The sequence below is a fragment of the Kitasatospora sp. MAP5-34 genome (genome assembly GCF_029894335.1).
GTDB lineage: Bacteria > Actinomycetota > Actinomycetes > Streptomycetales > Streptomycetaceae > Kitasatospora.
The window spans coordinates 42,587-61,688 of record NZ_JARXZC010000030.1; the positions used below are offsets into that span (position 1 = coordinate 42,587).

Consider the following 19,102-nt stretch of genomic DNA (forward strand, 5'->3'; position numbering starts at 1 on the left):
GACCTCTCGGCCAACGTCTCGGCCAACGCCTCGACCAACTACCCGGTCCGGCCAACACGCCGGTCAGCGGACGACGTTCACGTGACGACTCAGTAAGCGCGCGCCACGATCGCGACGTTGCCTTCCTGATCGTCCGTCAGCGGAACCGAGCCATCGGCCGCGACGATGCAACGCACCGAGACGCCCTGCTCGGCGAGCTTGGCCTCGCCCTCCGGGCCGAGCTCGGCCCACGAGATCCGGCCCCAGCCGGTCGCGGCGGCCTCGACGGCCTCGTCGATCGTCTTGACCTCGACCGTGCGCGACTCGCGGCGCTCGCGGGACTGACGGAGCAGCAGCGCCTGGTCCTCCTCGAGGATGCCGGGCAGCAGCGCGGCCAGACCGTCGATCGCCACCGGCTCCTTGCCACCGGGGATCCGGCGGGCCAGCATGGCCGTGCCGTTCTCCAGGTCGCGCGGGCCGACCTCGATGCGCAGCGGTACGCCCTTCAGCTCCCAGTCGACCGCGCGGCGGCCGAACGGGGTGTCGGTGCGGTCGTCCACCACGACGCGGATGCCGGCGGCCTCCAGCTGGGCGCCGATCTCGCGGACCTTGGCGATCACCGCCTCGTCACCCTTGATGGCGAGGACGACGGCCTGCACGGCGGCCAGGCGCGGCGGGACACGCAGGCCGCTGTCGTCACCGTGCGACATGATCAGGCCGCCGACCATACGGGTCGAGACGCCCCAGGAGGTCTGCCAGACGTACTCGCGCTCGGCACCGGCCAGCTGGAAGGTGGTGTTGAACGCCTTGGCGAAGTTCTGGCCCAGCTCGTGGCTGGTGCCCATCTGCAGCGCCTTGCCGTCACCCATCATCGCCTCGAGGGTGAGGGTGTTGATGGCGCCGGCGAAGCGCTCCTTGGCGGTCTTGCGGCCGAGCACCACGTCGATGCCCAGCACGTTGGTCATGAAGTCGCCGTAGACGTCCGTGTGGATCATCGAGGCGTACTTGGTCGCGTCCTCGTAGCTGGCGTGGGCCGTGTGGCCCTCCTGCCAGAGGAACTCGGTGGTGCGGAGGAAGATGCGGGGGCGCAGCTCCCAGCGGACCACGTTGGCCCACTGGTTGATCAGCAGGGGCAGGTCCCGGTGACTCTGCACCCACTTGGAGAAGTACTCGTTGATGATCGTCTCGGAGGTCGGGCGGACGACGATCGGCTCGTCCAGCTCCTTGCCACCACCATGGGTGACCACGGCGAGCTCGGGGGCGAAGCCCTCGACGTGCTCGGCCTCCTTGGTGAGGTACGACTGCGGGATGAACATCGGGAAGTAGGCGTTCTGCGCGCCTGCCTTCTTGATCCGACGGTCCATCTCCTGCTGCATCCGCTCCCACAGGCCGTAGCCGTACGGTCGGATGACCATAGTGCCGCGTACCGGACCGTTGTCGGCCAGCTCAGCCTTGTTGATGAGGTCCTGGTACCAGCGCGGGAAGTCTTCCGCCTGGGGAGTGAGCACGGGTGCCTTAGCCATGGGGCAGATGTTACGGGGCCTTGGGCCCTGACTGTGAATCCGGCCAGGCCCGGAGCCGGGACGGAGGTCGGGACGGGGGCCCGGGAGCGCGCAGGGGGGCGCACGCCCGCCGCGCGCGGATACCTCCTTGCACCCCTCTGGACGCCGGGGTCGAGCCAGGGTTCGCTGGAGGTGGGGCGGGACAGCTGGGGGGTCCGGAGGCAACAGGTCCACGGACCGGATGGGAGGCCGCGATGGCTTCAACACAGGTGAGCGGCACGACGGCACAGCGACCACGCACCCACGGCGGTGATGACGCGCAACGCCGGGCGCGGGACTGGGCCGAGATCCAGGAACGCATGCTCGTACCGCTCTACCAGGCCGTTTACGACCGCTTGGAGGTCGGCCCGGCCACCAGTCTGCTCGGCCTCGGCTGCCGGTCCGGACTGGCTCTGCTGCTCGCGGCGGAGCGCGGAGCGCAGGTCTCCGGGGTGGAGCCCGGGACCGAACTGCGGGAGCTGGCGCAGGGGCGCGGGCTGTCCGTGTCCACCGACGGGTACGAGGCGTACGGGGTACGGCCGGCCACTGCTCTCCCCCGGTCGGCCCACTCACTGGTCACGGTTTTCGACCAGCTCCCCGGCCTCGACGACCCGGCCCCCGTGATCGCCGAGGCCGCCCGGCGGACGCTGCGCGGCGGGCAGGTGGTGCTGGCCGGTTGGGGGCCGCCGGAGCGCTGCGAGAGCGCCTCCGTCCTGGATGTGGCGCACCGTCGCGTCCATCGGACCGCCGGGCGCGCGCCGTCCGCCCCGTTCGCGCTGAGTGGGCCGGGCGCGCTGGAGACGCTGCTGGCCGACGCCGGCCTGCGCCCGGCGGGCAGTGGGCTCGTCAGCTGCCCGTTCGCGTACGCCGACCTGGAGAGCGCGGTACGCGGCCTGCTCGCCACCGGGCTGTACCGGGTGGCGGTCGAGGACTCCGGACCGGCGGTGGTGGCCAAGGAGCTGGCGGAGGCCCTGCAGCCGTACGTCCGGCCGGACGCCTCCGTGCGGATGGCCAACGTCTTCCGCTACGTGGTGGGCGACCGGACCCACTGACCGGCAGCGCCGAACAGCCGCGCCGAACCAGCCGCGTGGGGCGCTCCCCGAGTGGGACGCGCCCCCGCCGTGGGCCCCGCCCAGCCGTCACACCGCTAGAGCCGTGCGATAGGTGTCCGCTCCTCAGCCGTCAGCGCGAACCGCTCGTGGTCCCGCCAGGCGCCACCGAGGAAGAGCATCCTCGGGGTGAACCCCTCGTGCCGGAAGCCGAGCCGCTTGGCCATCGCGATCGAACGCTCGTTGTCGGGCTGGACGTTGATCTCCAGCCGGTGCAGGCCCAGGCCGCCGTGCTCCTGCGGGGCGAAGCAGGAGTCGAGCACCAGCCGCATGCCCTCGGTCATCATCCCGGTGCCGGCGTACGGCACGTACGAGTCGTAGCCGAGTGCGCCGTTGCAGAACCGGCCCATCACGATGTTCGCCACGTTGCACTTGCCGACCAGGCCGCCGGTGGCCTCGTCCACGATCAGGAAGGTCCGCAGGCCCGGACCCTGGCGGGCCAGCAGCTCAGGCAGCCCGTCCGGTTCGACCGGGTTCCACCGCCCGATGTGTTCGGCGGACCGCTGGACCGCCTCGGAGTAGGCCACCACGTCTGCGGGCCTCGGCGCCCGGATCGTCACTCGCACACCACCATCATCGGGCATGCCTACGGCCCGCCGCCCGGGACTTTCCGGGTGACGGGCCGTAGCCGGACAGATCGGAGCGGGACAGCTCAGAGCAGGTCCTTGAACTCCTTGGGGAGCTCGAAGTCGGCCGGGCCCTTGCCCGCGCCCAGACCGAACGCGCCGCCCTGGGTGGGTGCCTCGGCGGCGCCCGGGCCGAGCGCCCGGCGGTCGGCGGCAGCCTGCTCCTCCTGAGCGCGCTTCAGCGGGTTGCCGGACTTCTTGCGGCCCTTGGCGGGCTGGGCCTTCTTGCCGGACTTCTTCGCCCCGCCGCCCATGCCCGGGATCCCCGGCATGCCGGGCATGCCCTTGCCGGAGGCCATCGCGGACATCATCTTGCGGGCGTCGAAGAACCGCTCGACCAGGTTGTTGACCTCGCCGACGCCGGTGCCCGAACCCTTGGCGATGCGCAGTCGGCGCGAGCCGTTGATGATCTTCGGGTCGGTCCGCTCGGCCGGCGTCATCGACTTGATGATCGCGCCGACGCGGTTGACGTCCTTGTCGTCGATGTTGTTGATCTGCTCGCGGATCTGGCCCATGCCGGGCAGCATCCCCAGCAGCTTGGAGATCGAGCCCATCTTCTGGACCTGCTCCAGCTGCGAGAGGAAGTCGTCGAGCGTGAAGTCCTTGCCGCCGCCGCTCTGCAGCTTGGCGGCCATCTTCTCGGCCTCGGCCTGCGAGAAGGTCTGCTCGGCCTTCTCGATCAGGCTGAGCATGTCGCCCATGCCGAGGATGCGCGAGGCCATCCGGTCCGGGTGGAACGCGTCGAAGTCGTCGACCTTCTCGCCGTTGGAGGCGAACATGATCTGACGTCCCGTGACGTGCGCGACCGAGAGCGCCGCGCCACCGCGCGCGTCGCCGTCCAGCTTGGACAGCACCACACCGGTGAAGTCGACACCGTCGAGGAACGCCTGCGCGGTGGTGACCGCGTCCTGGCCGATCATCGCGTCGACGACGAACAGGACCTCGTCCGGGTTGACGGCGGCGCGGATGTCCGCGGCCTGCTGCATCAGCTCGGAGTCGATGCCGAGGCGTCCGGCGGTGTCGACGATGACGACGTCGTACTGCTTCTGCTTGGCGTACTCGATCGCGTCCCGGGCGACCTTGACCGGGTCGCCGACGCCGTTGCCCGGCTCGGGGCCGAAGAACGCCACGCCGGCCCGGTCGGCCACCACGTTGAGCTGGGTGACGGCGTTGGGACGCTGGAGGTCGCAGGCGACCAGCAGGGGGGTGTGCTTCTGGGACTTCAGCCAGTGGCCGAGCTTGCCCGCCAGGGTGGTCTTACCGGCGCCCTGGAGACCGGCCAGCATGATCACCGTCGGACCGGTCTTGGCGAACCGGACCCGTCGGGTCTCGCCACCGAGGATGTTGATGAGCTCCTCGTTGACGATCTTGATGATCTGCTGAGCGGGGTTCAGCGCACCGGAGACCTCGGCGGTCAGCGCCCGGTCCTTGACCTGCTTGATGAAGGCCCGCACCACGGGGAGCGCAACGTCCGCCTCGAGGAGGGCGATCCGGATCTCGCGGGCGGTGGCGTCGATGTCCGCCTCACTGAGGCGGCCCTTGCCCCGGAGGTTCTTGAACGTCGCTGCGAGGCGATCGGAAAGAGTGTCGAACACGTCGGTCGCGGGTCCCTTGCGGCATCGGTATGGGTACGGTCGTCGCCCCCAGGGTATCCGGCCGTCCCCCGTACGGTCTCCACCCGGGGCGGACGTACTCAGCCGGCGGCCGCCTCCAGTACCTGGGTGACCAGCGGGACATCGGCCTTGGGGATCACGATCACGTGCTGCTGGTCGCCCGCCGCGAGGTCGAAGCGGGTCAACTTCCAGTGCCCGGCCTTCTTGTCCGACGGCGACAGGCCGAACGGCCCCTGGACGGGGACGACCTCCTTGGTGAGCCGGTTCTGCCAGGTGATGCCGTCCGCCGAGAGGTGCAGGTAGCCGGAGGAGAGGTGCGGGATCTTGCGTCCCTTGCCGATGGACAGCATCTTGACCGTGCCGAGCGTCGAGCTCATGCACATCACCTTGAGGGTGGTGCCCGCGCGAAGGTCGGCGAGATCCTTCTCGGTGCTCGTGCGACGTATGAAGAGCCACGAGAGCAGGACGTCGAAGACCGTACGGGTTCCCGCCGAGCGGCGGATCTTGGCTGTCATGATCAGGGATCTTCGCAGGTCCACCGGGCCCAGTGGCGGTGGGGGTCATCCGCTCAGCCGAGTGCCTCCTGTACCTGCACCGCCACCTCCCGGGCCCGGTCCGGGGTGAGCGGCAGGCCAGCCGCGTCGGTGACGTAGAAGGCGTCGACGGCGTCCGCGCCCAGGGTGCTGATGTGGGCGGTGCGGACCCGGACGCCCGCCGCGTCCAGCGCCCGGCCGATCCGGTGCAGCAGGCCGGGGGCGTCGTGGGCTCGGATCTCCAGAATGGTCGCGCTGGACGAGGCGCCCGGAGCGACGCTCACCACCGGCGGCGGGGTGGGGACGCCACGGCGGCGCGGGGCCGCCGCGTCCCGCTCGGCGAGCTTGCGGGCCACGTCCAGGGAGCCGTCCAGGGCCCGGCGGAGGTCGGCCCGGAGCCGGGCGGCCTCCGGGAGTTCGCCGTACTCGGCCGCGACCGTCCAGGAGAGCAGCAGGACGGGCCCGGCACCGATCGGGTCCAGCTCGCGCAGGCCCGCCGCGCGGACGGTCAGCCGGTGCAGCGCCAGCACGCCGGCCACCGTGCCGAGCAGGCCCGGCTGGTCGGGGATCGCCAGGGTAAGTTCGACGCCCATCGGCTCAGTGGTGAAGTCGCCCGGCACCGCCTGGGCGAGCAGCGAGAGCGCCGGACCGGCGCTGCGGGCGGCCTCCACCGCGAGGCGCTCCTGCTCCGCCGTCGGGTCCGCGTCGGCGGGATAACCAGGAGCGCCTTCCAGTTGGGCGGCCACCCGGGCGACCAGCCGGTCCACCAGCGAGGCCCGCCAACCCGTCCAGGCGGCGGGGCCGGTCGCGGTGGCGTCGGCCTCGGTGAGGGCGTGCAGCAGCTCCAGGTGCGGCAGGGTGCCCACCACGCCCGTGATCAGGTCGACGGTGGCGGGGTCGTCCGGATCGCGCCGGGTCGCGGTGTCGATCAGCGTCAGATGGTGCCGGACCAGCAGCGCCAGGGTCTCGGTGTCCGCCTTGTCGAAGCCCATCCGGACGGCGACATCACGGACGATCACCTCGCCCGCCTCCGAGTGGTCACCCGGCCACCCCTTGCCCAGGTCGTGCAGCAGCGCCGCGACGAGCAGCAGGTCGGGCCGGGCCACCCGCCGGGTCATCGCGGCGGCCCGGACCGCCGTCTCGACCAGATGGCGGTCCACCGTCCAGCGGTGCACGGCATTGCGCTGCGGACGGCAGCGGACCCGCTCCCAGTCCGGCAGCAGCCGGGTGATCAGGCCCTCCGCCTCGTACGCCTCCCAGACCGGGATGCATGACTCCCCCGCGCCCAGCAGCGTGATCAGCTGCTCGCGGGCCTCGTCCGGCCAGGGCACCGGCAGCGGCCGGGCCTCGGCGGCCAGCCTGCGGACGGTGGCGTACGAGACGGGCAACCCGGCCTGCGCCGCCGCGGCGGCGGCACGCAGCGGCAGCACCGGGTCCTGCGCCGGGCGGGCGGCCTGGGCGAGTACGACCTCGCCGTCCTGCTCGACCACGCCCTCGGCGAGCGGCCGGCGCTCCACGGCGCCGCGCGCCACCGCGCCCGCGCCGCGACCGGCCCCGGTGAACGGGAGGGCCAGCCGGGCGACCCGGCGGCCACGGGTACCGCGCGCGGCCAGTATCCGTTCGACGGCCCGCCAGGTCACGTCGCCCGCGTAGCTGATGGTGCGGGCGGCCTCGTAGACCTGGCGGAGCAGGATGTCGGCGTCCAGCACGCCGAGCCGGGCCGCGACCTGGTCCTGGTCGTGCAGCCCGAGCCGCTCGGTGGCCCGGCCGGTGGTGAGGTGGAGCGCGTCCCGGACGTCGGCGAGCCGGGCGGCGGCGTCCTCCAGACCGTCCCGGGGGGCGTCGGCGAGCCAGGTCGCCGCGATCGCGTTCAGCGCGACCACGTCGCGCAGGCCGCCCTTGGCCTCCTTCAGGTCCGGTTCCAGCAAGAAGGACAACTCCCCGTGGCGTTCGGCCCGTTCGGTGCAGAGCTGGTGCAGCTCGGGCAGCCGCTTGGGCGCGGCGGCCCGCCAGTCGGCGAGCACGGCGGAGCGCAGCGAGGCGGTCAACGCGGGGTCCCCGGCGAGGTGGCGGGCGTCGAGCAGACCGAGCTGGGCCTTGAGGTCGTCGGCGGCGACCTTGCGGGCCTCGGCGAGGGTGCGGACGGAGTGGTCGAGCGCGATGCCGCTGTCCCAGACGGGGTACCAGATCCGTTCGGGCAGCGAGGCGTCGAGCGGTCCCTCGTGCAGTAGCAGCACGTCCAGGTCGCTGCGCGGGGAGAGCTCTCCGCGACCGTAGCCACCGACCGCCACCAGGGCCGTCCCCGCCGGTGCGCCGGCGGTGGCGAACAACCCGGCGAGCCAGCCGTCCGCCAGCCGGGCGAGGGCGGCCCGGCGGGCGGAACCGCCCTCGCTCGGTGCGGCGAGCAGTCTGTCCCGGGCGGAACCGTAGTCGGAGCCATGGCCGGGGCCGGGGCCGGGGCCGGACGGGCCGCTGGGGTGGGCTTCGGTGGTCACTTCGGGTTCCCCATCCGTCGTACGGGCCGGGCCAGGTGTCCGGATACGCGTCCGGCGGACCCGCGACCGGGGAGCCGGTCACGGGTCCGCCAATGGACCAGGTGAGACGTAGAGCTTGGACCGACCGGCAATTGGGGGACGGTCCTAGAGCGCGTCGGGACCGCGTTCGCCGGTCCGGACCCGGACGGCGGTGTCGACCGGGACGCTCCAGACCTTGCCGTCGCCGATCTTGCCGGTCCGGGCCGCCTTCACCAGGACCTCGATCACGTCATCGGCGGCGTCGTCCTCGACCAGGACCTCTATCCGCACCTTGGGTACCAGGTCGACGGTGTACTCCGCGCCCCGGTAGACCTCGGTGTGGCCGCGCTGGCGGCCGTAGCCGCTGGCCTCGGTGACGGTCAGGCCGTTGATGCCGAAGTCCTGCAGAGCAGTCTTCACGTCTTCCAGGCGGTGCGGCTTGATGACCGCGGTGATGAGCTTCATCAGGCGTCGACCTCAGTCTTCTTCTCGGCGGTCTTCTCGACCGTCTTCTCAGGGGCCTTCTCGGCGGCCTGCTCGGCCGGCGCGGTGCTGTGAGTCGGCGTGCTGTGGGCCGGCGTGCCGAGCGCGCGGGCCAGGCTGGCACCCACCGCGCTGAAGTCGTACGCCGACTCGGCGTGTTCGGCCTGGTCGATGCCCGCCACCTCGACGTCCTCGGAGACCCGGAAGCCGATGGTCTTGTTGATCGCCTGGCCGAGCAGCCAGGAGATCACGAAGGAGTAGGCCGCGACCACGCCGACACCGATCGCCTGCTTGCCGAGCTGGCCGAACCCGCCACCGTAGAAGAGGCCCTTCGCGGTCTGGCCGACGTGCCCGGTGGCGAGGAAGCCGATGAGCAGCGAGCCGATCACACCGCCGATCGCGTGCACGCCGACCACGTCGAGCGAGTCGTCGAAGCCGAGCTTGTACTTGAGGCTGATCGCGGCGGCGCAGGCGGCGCCCGCGATCAGGCCGATCAGAATCGCGCCCAGCATGCTGACCGAGCCGCAGGCCGGGGTGATGGCGACCAGACCGGCCACCGCACCCGAGGCCGCGCCCAGCGAGGTGAACGCGCCGTGCTTGATCTTCTCGTAGGCGAGCCAGCCGAGCATCGCGGCGGCGGTGGCGATCTGGGTGTTCATGAAGGCCATGCCGGCCAGGCCGTTGGCGGCCAGCGCCGAGCCGGCGTTGAAGCCGAACCAGCCGAACCAGAGCAGACCGGAGCCGAGCATCACCAGCGGCAGGCTGTGCGGACGCATCGGGTCCTTCTTGAAGCCGATCCGCTTGCCGAGCACCAGGCAGAGGGCCAGGCCCGCCATACCGGCGTTGATGTGCACCGCCGTACCACCGGCGAAGTCGATCACGCCGATGCGGTCGACGAGCCAGCCGCCCTTGCCGCTGTCGGTCATGAACACCCAGTGCGCGACCGGGAAGTAGACGATCGTGACCCAGAGCGCCACGAACAGCGCCCAGGCCCCGAACTTGGCGCGGTCCGCGATCGCACCGCTGATCAGCGCCGGTGTGATGACGGCGAACATCAGCTGGAAGGCGGAGAACGCGGTGACCGGGATGGTGCCGGCCAGGTCGTTCATCCCGATGCCGCGCATCCCCAGGAAGTCGAGGTTGCCGATCAGACCGGCACCGGCGTCGGGGCCGAACGAGAGCGTGTAGCCGTACAGAACCCAGAGCACGCTGACGATCGCCAGCGCGATGAAGCTCATGACGAGCATGTTGAGCACGCTCTTGACCCTGACCATGCCCCCGTAGAAGAAGGCCAGGCCCGGGGTCATCAACATGACCAGGGCCGCACTGATGAGCACAAAGGCGGTGTCGCCTGCGCTGAAGCCGTCCGGCATCGGCGTCTCCTCGTGAATGAACGCCGCTCCACCCACAGGATCCCTGTCCCGTGCCACCCGGGGTGTCGGCGATGAGGAGGAGCGTGCCGAAGCCTGATTTCGGCCGATGCGACTCGTTGTTTCGCTCCGGTGACGGGGTTGACGGGAGCGTTACGACGACGTGAACTGCGGCCGTGCCGTGCCGGAACATGGGCTACGGTACGGCCGCACAGCACGAGCGGTGCGCAGGCGGTCACCAAACGTCAGATCAAACGTCTGTCAACCAAACAATCTGGAGTTCACCCGGCCGGGGCGAACTCCGGGATGTCCTGAACCACCCGGTCGGCCAACCGGCTGATCTCGGCCACGCCCTTGAAGTCGCGCGAGGCCGCCGCCGAGGTCTTCCGCACCCGGGTGTTGAGGCGCTCCGAACGGACCTTGGTGGCGATGTCCACCGCCTGCTCCGCCATCACCGCGGCCTGCTCGGGCTCACCCTGGAGCAGGTGCACGCTGGCCATGCCGACCAGGTTGAAGGCATAACTGCGGACGTGCTCCGAGTCCTTGCGGAAGAGGTCGACGGCCCGCTTCATCACGGGCTCGGCCATCGAGGCGTAGAGCGGGCTGCGGGTGGAGTGGTAGGCGAGGTCGCGGTACGAGTGGGCGTTCTCCGCGTTGAGTTCGGCCTCGGAGAAGAACTTCAGCCAGTCCGGGTCGACGTCGCCGGGGCGGCAGTCGCTGAAGGTGTCCTCGGCGAGCCGGGCGGCCCGGGAGCAGCGGTTGATCTCACCGATGTTGGAGTACGCGCGCGCCTCCATCGCGTACAGCAGGGCCTGCTGGCGCGGGGTGGCGGTGTCGCGGCTGCCGTACTGGGCGAGGTGGATCAGCTCCAGCGCGTCGTCGCCGCGGTTGAGGTGGATCATCTGGCGGCTCATGTCGGTCAGGATCAGCGCGCCGAACGGCCGGTCCCCCGCCTCCTTGGCCGCGTGCAGGGCGAGCACGTAGTACTTCTGCGCGCTGGGGTGCATGCCGACGTCGTACGACATCCACCCGGCCAGGTGGGCGAGTTCGGCGGTGAGCCGGAACAACCGCTTGGTGGTCTGCTCGGGGTAGGTCTCCTGGAGCAGGTCGGTGACCTCGTGCAGCTGGCCGACCACCGCCTTGCGGCGCAGGCCGCCGCCGTTCTGCGCATCCCACTGGCGGAACATCACCGTGGTCTGCTCCAGCAGTTGGAGCTCGGGCTCGGAGAGCCGGCCGGTGTGCGGCTCTCCGCCGTTGGCGGCGGTCAGGATCGGGGTGGGCGTGCCGCTCGGGCCGGGGGTGAGCCAGCGCTGCATCGGCTCGATCAGCGCGGCACCGGCCGTCAGGGCGAGCGAAGTACCGAGGAATCCCCGGCGGTTGAGCATCAGGTCGCTGCGCGAGTACTCGCTGATCAGCTGGACGGTCTGCGGCGCGCTCCACGGCAGGTCGACCCCGCCGCCGACGGTGCTCACCGGAACGATCGTGCGCAGCCCGAGATCCTCGATCGAGACCACCGAGCCGAACCGCTCGGAGAACAGCTCCGACATGATCTTCGGGATCGGCTCGCGCGGCTGCTCGCCGTCCAGCCAGCGGCGCACCCGGGAGGTGTCGGTACTGACGTGGTGCGCACCCGTCTGGCGGGCCCTCCGGTTGACCTGGCGGGCCAGTTCACCCTTGGACCACCCACTGCGGCCGAACCAGGAGGTCAGCTTCTCGTTCGGTTGCTTCTCTGCCATGGGAACGTCCCCATCCCGCCCGGCCCCTGGGGGCCCCGCTCGTTATGACCGATACCACTTGCTACGTATCCCACTGCCTTCCGTGTCCCGAACGTAACGCCCCGTCCGCCGTCCGGGGGAGCGCTGCCGGGGAAACGCCACCTTTCGCCACCCCTACGAGTGAACTAATCGGTGTCCGCCCGCGCTTCACTGGTAACCCGCCCCGATCGCCCCACGGTCTCGCGGGGCTCAGCCTCCCGCAACCACTGCTTCCGCCAATTCACTTCGGCGGCATGGGCTTTGCCGTTCCGAGGATGACCGAGGACGACCCGAGGATTGCGGAGGAATCGCAGTGCAGCACCGACGATCCGGTATCCGCCGGGCCGGGGCGAGGCGGTTCCTGGCGCGGGCAACCCGAATTGGAGCGCACCGCCCCCTGCGCGCCGCCAACGCACAACGCGCACCACACCGGACAATCGACGGACCGTCACACTCCCGTAACCACCGGCAATACGAATCTGTTGGGGGAGGCATGGACAACCTCTTCGGCGATCTGCGCTTCGGCGTACGCCGCCGTACCCGGGGCGGCGCCTTCCAGGCGGTCGCCGAGTACACCGGCCGTTGGGGCTGGTCGGTCGCCGTCGGCTCCGGCCAGGGCTCGCCGGACGGGCTCTGCGCCTGCGCGGCCACCCGCTGCGCCGCCCCCGGACTGCACACCGCCGTGGACCCGGGAGCCGCCACCGGGCCGGGCACGGGGTTCGGGCCGCAGGCACCCGAACTGCGCGAACTCTGGGCCGCCGACGCCCCCGTACTGCTGCCCGCCGGGCGCTCCTTCGACGTACTGGACGTGCCCGCGCAGCCCGGTCTGCAGGCCCTCGTACGGCTGGAGCGGATGGGCACCCAGGTCGGCCCGGTGCTCGCCCTGCCGACCGGACGGCTGCTCTTCTTCGTCGCGGCGGGCACCGCCCAGCGGCTGCCCGAACTGCTCTACCGGATGGGCTGGGACGACGCCGCCCTCGACCTGACCTGCCACGGCGAGGGCAGCTTCGTCGCCGCCCCGCCGACCGTACTCGGCGGGCTCGGCCCGGTCCGCTGGCTGCGCCGCCCCTCCCGCGAGAGCGCCGGCTGCCCACCGGAGGCCCGCCTCCTGCTCGGCACCCTCGCCTACGCCTGCCACCGCAGCCGCGAGCGCTCTGCCGAGCTGGCCTCGTAGCGAGGGAAACCGTACGCACTCTGAGCAACGCCAACAGGGGCGCGGGCCCCCGCTTGATCAACTGCGTGCGCGACCAGGGCACAACGTACGTGCACTGTTGATCGCGCAGTTCCCCGCGCCCCTGTTTTGGTTACTGTTTCAGTCGCCGATCAACGCGTCGACGAACGCCGCCGGCTCGAACGGAGCCAGGTCGTCCGCACCCTCGCCGAGGCCGATCAGCTTGACCGGGACGCCCAGCTCGCGCTGGACCGCGACGACGATGCCGCCCTTCGCGGTGCCGTCCAGCTTGGTGAGCACGATGCCGGTGATGTCGACCACCTCGGCGAAGACCCGGGCCTGGACCAGACCGTTCTGGCCGGTGGTGGCGTCCAGGACGAGCAGGACTTCGTCCACCGGGCCGTGCTTCTCGACGACCCGCTTGACCTTGCCGAGCTCGTCCATCAGGCCGGTCTTGGTGTGCAGCCGGCCGGCGGTGTCGATCAGGACGGTGTCGGCGCCCTCGGCGATGCCCTCCTTGACCGCGTCGAACGCGACCGAGGCCGGGTCACCGCCCTCCGGGCCGCGTACGGTCGCCGCACCGACCCGCTCACCCCAGGTCTGCAGCTGGTCGGCGGCGGCGGCGCGGAAGGTGTCGGCGGCGCCGAGCACCACCTTGCGGCCGTCGGCGACCAGGACCCGGCCGAGCTTGCCGGAGGTGGTGGTCTTGCCGACGCCGTTCACGCCGACCACCAGCACGACGGCCGGACGGCCGTCCGCGTGCTTGGCGGTCTTCAGCGAGCGGTCCGCGTCGGTGCCGATCAGTGCGACCAGCTCCTCGTGGAGCAGCCCGCGCAGTTCCTCCGGGGTGCGGGTGCCGAGCACCTTGACCCGGGTGCGCAGCCGGTCGACCAGCTCCTGGGTGGGGGTGACGCCGACGTCGGCGACGAGCAGGGTCTCCTCGATCTCCTCCCAGGTGTCCTCGTCGAGCCGCTCGCGGGAGAGCAGCGTGAGCAGCCCCTTGCCGAGCGAGTTCTGCGAACGGGAGAGCCGGGAGCGCAGCCGGACGAGCCGTCCGGCAGTGGGCTCGGGTACCTCGAGGGCGGGCGCCGCCGGTGCGGCCGGAACCTCCTCGACCGCCGCCGGGAGCTCCACCTCCTCGATGGTCTGAACGGGCTCCTCGGTCGGCGCAGCGGCTTCCTCGCCGACCTGGGGCTCACGCGGGGTCGGCGGCGCGATGACCGCACCGGGCGACTTCGGGGGCAGGGTCTTACGTCGTCTGCCGGTGACGACGAGGCCGGCGATCGCGCCGATGGCGATCACGGCGATGATTACGGCAAGGATCACGTATTCCATAACTCGACCAGTATCCGCGACCCGGGCGCGGTACGGGGGTAGCCGGGCTACTCGGCTTCGGCCACGGCCTCCCGCACCTGCTGCGGAACCCGCCGGGGCGCGCGCCGCTCGCGGTGCTGTTCGTGCAGCCGCTGGCTGATCACCTGCGAGATGCCGTCGCCTTTCATGGTGACGCCGTAGAGCGCGTCGGCGCACTCCATCGTCAGCTTCTGGTGGGTGATCACGATCAGCTGCGAGCTCTCCCGCAGCTCCTCCATGATGGCGATCAGCCGGCGCAGGTTGGTCTCGTCGAGGGCCGCCTCGACCTCGTCCATCACGTAGAACGGGCTGGGCCGCGCCTTGAAGATCGACACCAGCAGCGCGACGGCCGTCAGCGAACGCTCGCCGCCGGAGAGCAGCGAGAGCCGCTTGACCTTCTTGCCGGGCGGCCGGGCTTCCACCTCCACACCGGTGGTCAGCATGTTCTCCGGGTCGGTGAGCACCAGCCGCCCTTCGCCGCCCGGGAAAAGCCGCGAGAACACGCCTTCGAACTGGGCCGCCGTGTCGAGGTACGCCGAGGTGAAGAGCTGCTCGACCCGGACGTCCACGTCCTTGACGATCTCCAGCAGGTCCCGCCGGCTGCGCTTGAGGTCGTCCAGTTGCTCGCCGAGGAACTGGTGCCGCTCCTCCAGCGCCGCGAACTCCTCGAGCGCCAGCGGGTTGACCTTGCCGAGCTGCTGGTACGCCTTCTCGGCGGCCCGCAGCCGCTGCTCCTGTTCCGCCCGGACGTACGGCTTCGGCTCGCCGAGCTCCCCCGGCTCCTGCCCGTCCTCGGGCGTGGGCGGCGGGACGGGACGGTCCGGGCCGAAGGAGGCGAGCAGTTCGCCGCCGTCGATGCCGAAGTCCTCCAGCGACTTGGCCTCCAGCTGCTCGATCCGCAGCCGCTTCTCGGCCCGCAGCACCTCGTCCCGGTGGCCGGCGTCGACCAACTTGTCCAGCTCCGCCTTGAGTTCGCGGCCGTGCTCACGCCCGGACCGCAGCTCCGCCTCCCGCTGCCCACGGACCTGCTCGGCCTCGGCGCGCTCGCCATCCGCCCGTCCGAGCGAGACCTCCAGGCAGCCGAGCAGCTGCCTGGCTCCGGCGACGACGGCGGTCGCGACCTCGGCCTCGTACCGGGCGCGCTCCCGGCGCTCGGCGGCCCGGGCCCGGGTTTCGCGCTCCGCCCGGGCGGCGCGGTCGAGCTGCTCCGCCCGGCCGGCCAGCCCGCGTACCCGCTCCTCGTGCGTACGGACCGCGAGCCTGGCCTCCATCTCGGACTGCCGGGACTGCGCGGAGGCGGCGGCCAGCTGGTCACGCCGGGCACCGTCCGGCTCGTCCTCGCCGGAGCCCGCCAACTCCTCGGCCACCGCCAGCCGTTCGGCGAGTTCCGCCGCCGACTGCACCGAACGGGCCAGCCCGTCCGCCGCCTTGGCCACCGCCGCCGCGATCCGCTCGGCCTCGCCCGCCGCCGCCCTGGCCTGCCCGCCGAGCCGCCCGAGCTCTCCGGCCGCCTGCGACCGCTCCCGCTCGGCCTGCCGCCGGACCAGCGCGAGCCGCTCGAGCTCGGCGGCCGACTCCCGTCCGTGCGCGACCGCCTCGGCCAGCTGACCCGCCAACTGTTCGCAGCGCACGTCCAGTTCGTCGATCCGGTGGGCGGCGTCGGCGACTGCGGCCTGGGTCTCCAGCAGGCTCGGCGCACCGGCCGAGCCGCCCTGCGCGAAGCCACTGCCGAGCAGGTCGCCCTCCGCCGTGACCGCCAGCAACTCCGGGCGCTCGGCGACCAGTTGCTGCGCCTCGTCGAGACCGGGGACCAGCACCGTCCGGGCCAGCAGCGCGGCGACGGCGGGCAGCAGCTCGGCCGGACCCTCCACCAGACCGGCCGCCCAGCGCAGCCCGTCGCCCCGCCCGCCCTGCTCATCCGCTGCGGCTGGGGCCAGGGCCGGGGCGCCCGCGATCAGCAGCGCCGCCCGCCCGGCGTCCTCCTTGCGGAGCAGCCGCAGCGCCTGCGCGGCGGTGTCCACCCCGTCCACCGCGACGGCGTCCGCCGCCGCGCCCAGTGCAGCCGCCACCGCCACCTCGTGCCCGGGCGCGACCCGCAACAGCCCGGCCGCCGGGCCGAGCAGCCCGGCCAGCCGGTCACCCGCCGCGAGCAGGGCGCCGCTGCCGTCCTTGCGGCGCAGCCCGAGCGAGAGCGCCTCGTACCGGGCCGCCAGCCCGGCCCGCTCGCGCTCGGCCGTGCCCACCGCGACCCGGACGGCGGCGAGGTCCTGCTCCGCCTCGGCCAGCGCGGCGCGGGCGCGCTCGTGCGCCGCGTCCAACTCCTCGCCGTCGCCGTGCACTCCGTCCAGCTGGTCCTGGAGCTGCTGGTACTCCTGCCGCGCGGCCTCCGCCCGGAGCAGCGCCTCGTCCCGGGCCTCGGCGAGCCGTCCGAGTTCCGCCTCGGCGCTCGCCACCTGGGAGCGGGCGGCACCGGCCTGCCCCTGCAACCGGGCCAGCCCCTCCCGCCGGTCGGCGATGGCCCGGGCGGCGACCTTGAGCCGTGTCTCCTCGGCCGCCAACTCACCTTCCAGCTCGGCCCGCTGCTCGGCCGACTCGGCCAGCGCGTACCGCGCCTCCTCCAACGCCTCGGCGAGGGTGGCCTCCTGCTCCCGGACCTGCTCGGCCTCGCGCTCCAGCTCCTCCGGGTCGCGCCCGCGCCGTTCCTCGTCCTGGGCGCTGCCGCCGGCATGCCGCGCCCGGGCCTCGGCGAGGCCGATGGTGCCCCTGGTCCGCTCGGCGAGCGCCGAGAGCCGGTACCAGGTCTGCCGGGTCTCCTCCAACTGCGGGCCGAGCTGCTCGACCTGCGCCTCCAGTACGGCTTCGCGCTGCTGCGCCCTGGCCAGTTCCTGCTCGACGGTGGAACGGCGCAGCCGCAGCGCCAGTTCGTCGGCGATCTCGGCCTCGACGGCGCGGCGGAGCGTGAGCAGGTCGTCGGCGAGCAGCCGGAGGCGGGCGTCGCGCAGCTCGGCCTGGATGCCGGCGGCCCGCCGGGCAATCCTGGCCTGCCGCCCGAGCGGGCCGAGTTGGCGGCGCAGTTCGGCGACCAGGTCCTGCACGCGGTTGAGGTTGGCCGCCATCGCGTCCAGCTTCCGCAGCGCCTTCTCCTTGCGCTTGCGGTGCTTGAGGACGCCGGCCGCCTCCTCGATGAAGGCCCGCCGGCCCATCGGGTCGGCCTGCAGCACGGAGTCCAACTGGCCCTGGCCGACGATGACATGCATCTCGCGGCCGATGCCGGAGTCGGAGAGCAGCTCCTGGATGTCGAGCAGGCGGCAGGTCTCGCCGTTGAGCGCGTACTCGCTGCCGCCGTTCCTGAACATCGTGCGGGTGATGGTGACTTCGGCGTAGTCGATGGGCAGCGCGCCGTCGGTGTTGTCGATGGTGAGGCTGACCTCGGCCCGGCCGAGCGGCGCGCGGCCGCTCGTCCCGGCGAAGATGACGTCCTCCATCTTGCCGCCGCGCAGCGACTTGGCGCCCTGCTCCCCCATCACCCAGGAGAGCCCGTCCACGACGTTGGACTTGCCGGAGCCGTTCGGCCCGACCACGCAGGTGATGCCCGGCTCGAAGCGCAGGGTGGTGGCGGAGGCGAAGGACTTGAAGCCGCGCAGCGTCAGACTCTTCAGATGCACGCGCCCGCTCTCCTCGCCTCGCCGGTCCCCGCTGGCGACTGTATCCGGCTGTCCGGACAGTCGGTCGTGGGCAGCGGTTTCACCACGCCGGGGGCTGGGCAGCATCAACAGCAAAAGGCCGTGGACACGACGAAGGGACGCCACTCCGGGCGTCCCTAGCAAGCTGCGTCCCGTACGGGAAACCCGGTTCGCAGCAGCGTCGATCTGTACAGCGTCGATCTATGACGATCGGGCCGGATCAGGTGAGTGCGGGCTCCCGCTGATCCAGTTCGATGCTGCTGAGCAGCGAGTGCTCGTCAGCGACAGCGGTAAGAGCGTCGTTCTCGGCCTGCATCCTAGTGAGCTCGGATTCCAGGTCCAGGACGCGCTGCTGAAGCCGTCGCATCTCGGAGAGCATTCGCGGGTCGGGGCCGCCGACGTACCCGAGAAGCGCCTTTGCCATGATGAATGGTCCTCCACGCTGAGTGACCGAACCGGAACGGTATGGGTCTAGGGGGAAGGGGGTTACGCACCTGTCGACGAACCGGCAGTGCCGGCTGGGCACTGACGGGACACACGTTGTGAGCTGGGCCCACGACAGCATGACCCTGCCGGGTAAACGCAGATTGGTGCGCGGGCTTTCAGCGTCTCACCAAAGACCGTACGGGTCAACACGATCACCGCACGCTACCGCGCGCCTGTCACCTGCATGGCGGGGTGGGCACGCCATGGGCCGGGCGGAGCGGTGAGCAGCAGTCGATCACTGCTCGCTGCGGAGTCAACCACGAGTCTGCCCAGAAGGCAACCCTATGACACCAGCGGTTGCCTTTGCCGTGATCTGGACCAGGTCCAGTGTGCTCTCGGCCCGGTTCGTCGGCGAAGGAGCCAGACCGGAAGATGTCAGGTCGGCCGCGACCCGTCGGGCCGGGCGATCCCCGACGGCAGTACCGGGCCGGCCCCGGACGCTCCCGGACGGTCAGCGGATCGCGAAACTGTCGTAGCCGGTGCCGGTCGCGCTCCAGATCTCGGTGACGCCCGTGACCTTGCCCGGGGTATCCGGGCCTCGCAGCAGTTCGAGCAGTTGCTCGCAGTCGGCATGCGGGCCCTCGGCGACCACTTGCACCCGGCCGTCGCCCAGGTTGCTCGCATAGCCGGCCAGGCCGATCTCCAGCGCGCGGGCCCGGGTCCACCAGCGGAAACCGACCTGCTGGACGCGGCCGCGCACCCAGGCGGTGACGCGTACCGGTTGAGAGCTGTCGTGACCGTGCATGGATCGACCATAACCGCGCCCGGCCCGTCGGGTGACGGGACCCCGGCGACCCCGGCACACGACTGCCGCGCGCCGAAATGAAAAACAGCCCGGCTCCGTCTTCGCGAAGACGGAATCGGGCTGTCAAAATCTGTTATCTGTCA

Annotated in this window: 14 protein-coding genes; 2 read left to right on the forward strand and 12 right to left on the reverse strand. The window is 71.7% G+C overall.

Going from position 1 to position 19,102, the window contains the following annotated elements; genetic code table 11:
• Nucleotides 1-89: 89 nt before the first annotated feature.
• Nucleotides 90-1,502: a proline--tRNA ligase gene (gene proS / locus P3T29_RS22775; protein WP_280718430.1), complete on the reverse strand. Its 1,413-nt coding sequence runs from the start codon at nt 1,500-1,502 to the stop codon at nt 90-92.
• Between the two features lie 233 nt (nt 1,503-1,735).
• Here proS and P3T29_RS22780 point away from each other — a divergent pair, with 233 nt between their 5' ends.
• Nucleotides 1,736-2,572 (forward strand): methyltransferase domain-containing protein, encoded by an 837-nt coding sequence (locus tag P3T29_RS22780; protein ID WP_280718432.1) that lies wholly within the window; start codon nt 1,736-1,738, stop codon nt 2,570-2,572.
• Nucleotides 2,573-2,667: 95 nt separating this feature from the next.
• On the opposite strand, the gene P3T29_RS22785 is transcribed toward P3T29_RS22780, so the two are convergent.
• From P3T29_RS22785 to P3T29_RS22815, 7 genes are all read right to left on the reverse strand, one after another.
• A complete protein-coding gene (locus P3T29_RS22785; protein ID WP_280718433.1) occupies nt 2,668-3,213 on the reverse strand; it encodes a GNAT family protein in 546 nt (181 codons plus the stop codon).
• 68 nt (nt 3,214-3,281) lie between these two features.
• Complete coding sequence (ffh, locus tag P3T29_RS22790) at nt 3,282-4,850, reverse strand: signal recognition particle protein (protein WP_280718434.1); 1,569 nt, start codon at nt 4,848-4,850, stop codon at nt 3,282-3,284.
• A gap of 98 nt (nt 4,851-4,948) precedes the next feature.
• Nucleotides 4,949-5,383 (reverse strand): hypothetical protein, encoded by a 435-nt coding sequence (locus tag P3T29_RS22795; RefSeq protein ID WP_280718435.1) that lies wholly within the window; start codon nt 5,381-5,383, stop codon nt 4,949-4,951.
• Nucleotides 5,384-5,436: 53 nt separating this feature from the next.
• Entirely contained in the window at nt 5,437-7,896 is a 2,460-nt protein-coding gene (locus P3T29_RS22800; protein WP_280718436.1) for a [protein-PII] uridylyltransferase, read from the reverse strand.
• 144 nt (nt 7,897-8,040) lie between these two features.
• Nucleotides 8,041-8,379 (reverse strand): P-II family nitrogen regulator, encoded by a 339-nt coding sequence (locus P3T29_RS22805; RefSeq protein WP_280718437.1) that lies wholly within the window; start codon nt 8,377-8,379, stop codon nt 8,041-8,043.
• Nucleotides 8,379-9,770 carry an ammonium transporter gene (locus P3T29_RS22810; RefSeq protein WP_280718438.1) on the reverse strand — a complete coding sequence of 464 codons (1,392 nt, stop codon included), beginning with the start codon at nt 9,768-9,770 and terminating at the stop codon, nt 8,379-8,381. The genes P3T29_RS22805 and P3T29_RS22810 overlap by 1 nt, the downstream gene beginning before the upstream one ends.
• 278 nt (nt 9,771-10,048) lie before the next feature.
• A complete protein-coding gene (locus tag P3T29_RS22815) occupies nt 10,049-11,503 on the reverse strand; it encodes a hypothetical protein (protein ID WP_280718439.1) in 1,455 nt (484 codons plus the stop codon).
• Between the two features lie 511 nt (nt 11,504-12,014).
• Between P3T29_RS22815 and P3T29_RS22820 the strand changes: the two genes are divergently transcribed.
• On the forward strand, nt 12,015-12,695 hold the full coding sequence (locus tag P3T29_RS22820; RefSeq protein ID WP_280718440.1) for a bifunctional DNA primase/polymerase: 681 nt from the start codon (nt 12,015-12,017) through the stop codon (nt 12,693-12,695).
• A 138-nt stretch (nt 12,696-12,833) separates the two neighbouring features.
• Here the strand turns inward: P3T29_RS22820 and ftsY are convergent, their stop codons facing one another.
• From ftsY to P3T29_RS22840, 4 genes are all read right to left on the reverse strand, one after another.
• Nucleotides 12,834-14,027, reverse strand: a complete 1,194-nt coding sequence (gene ftsY / locus P3T29_RS22825) for a signal recognition particle-docking protein FtsY (protein ID WP_280718443.1) — start codon at nt 14,025-14,027, stop codon at nt 12,834-12,836.
• Nucleotides 14,028-14,074: 47 nt separating this feature from the next.
• Nucleotides 14,075-17,710: a chromosome segregation protein SMC gene (smc, locus tag P3T29_RS22830; RefSeq protein ID WP_280718444.1), complete on the reverse strand. Its 3,636-nt coding sequence runs from the start codon at nt 17,708-17,710 to the stop codon at nt 14,075-14,077.
• A gap of 238 nt (nt 17,711-17,948) precedes the next feature.
• Nucleotides 17,949-18,152 carry a hypothetical protein gene (locus tag P3T29_RS22835; protein WP_280718445.1) on the reverse strand — a complete coding sequence of 68 codons (204 nt, stop codon included), beginning with the start codon at nt 18,150-18,152 and terminating at the stop codon, nt 17,949-17,951.
• A gap of 513 nt (nt 18,153-18,665) precedes the next feature.
• Complete coding sequence (locus P3T29_RS22840) at nt 18,666-18,959, reverse strand: acylphosphatase (RefSeq protein ID WP_280718447.1); 294 nt, start codon at nt 18,957-18,959, stop codon at nt 18,666-18,668.
• Between the last annotated feature and the right edge of the window lie 143 nt (nt 18,960-19,102).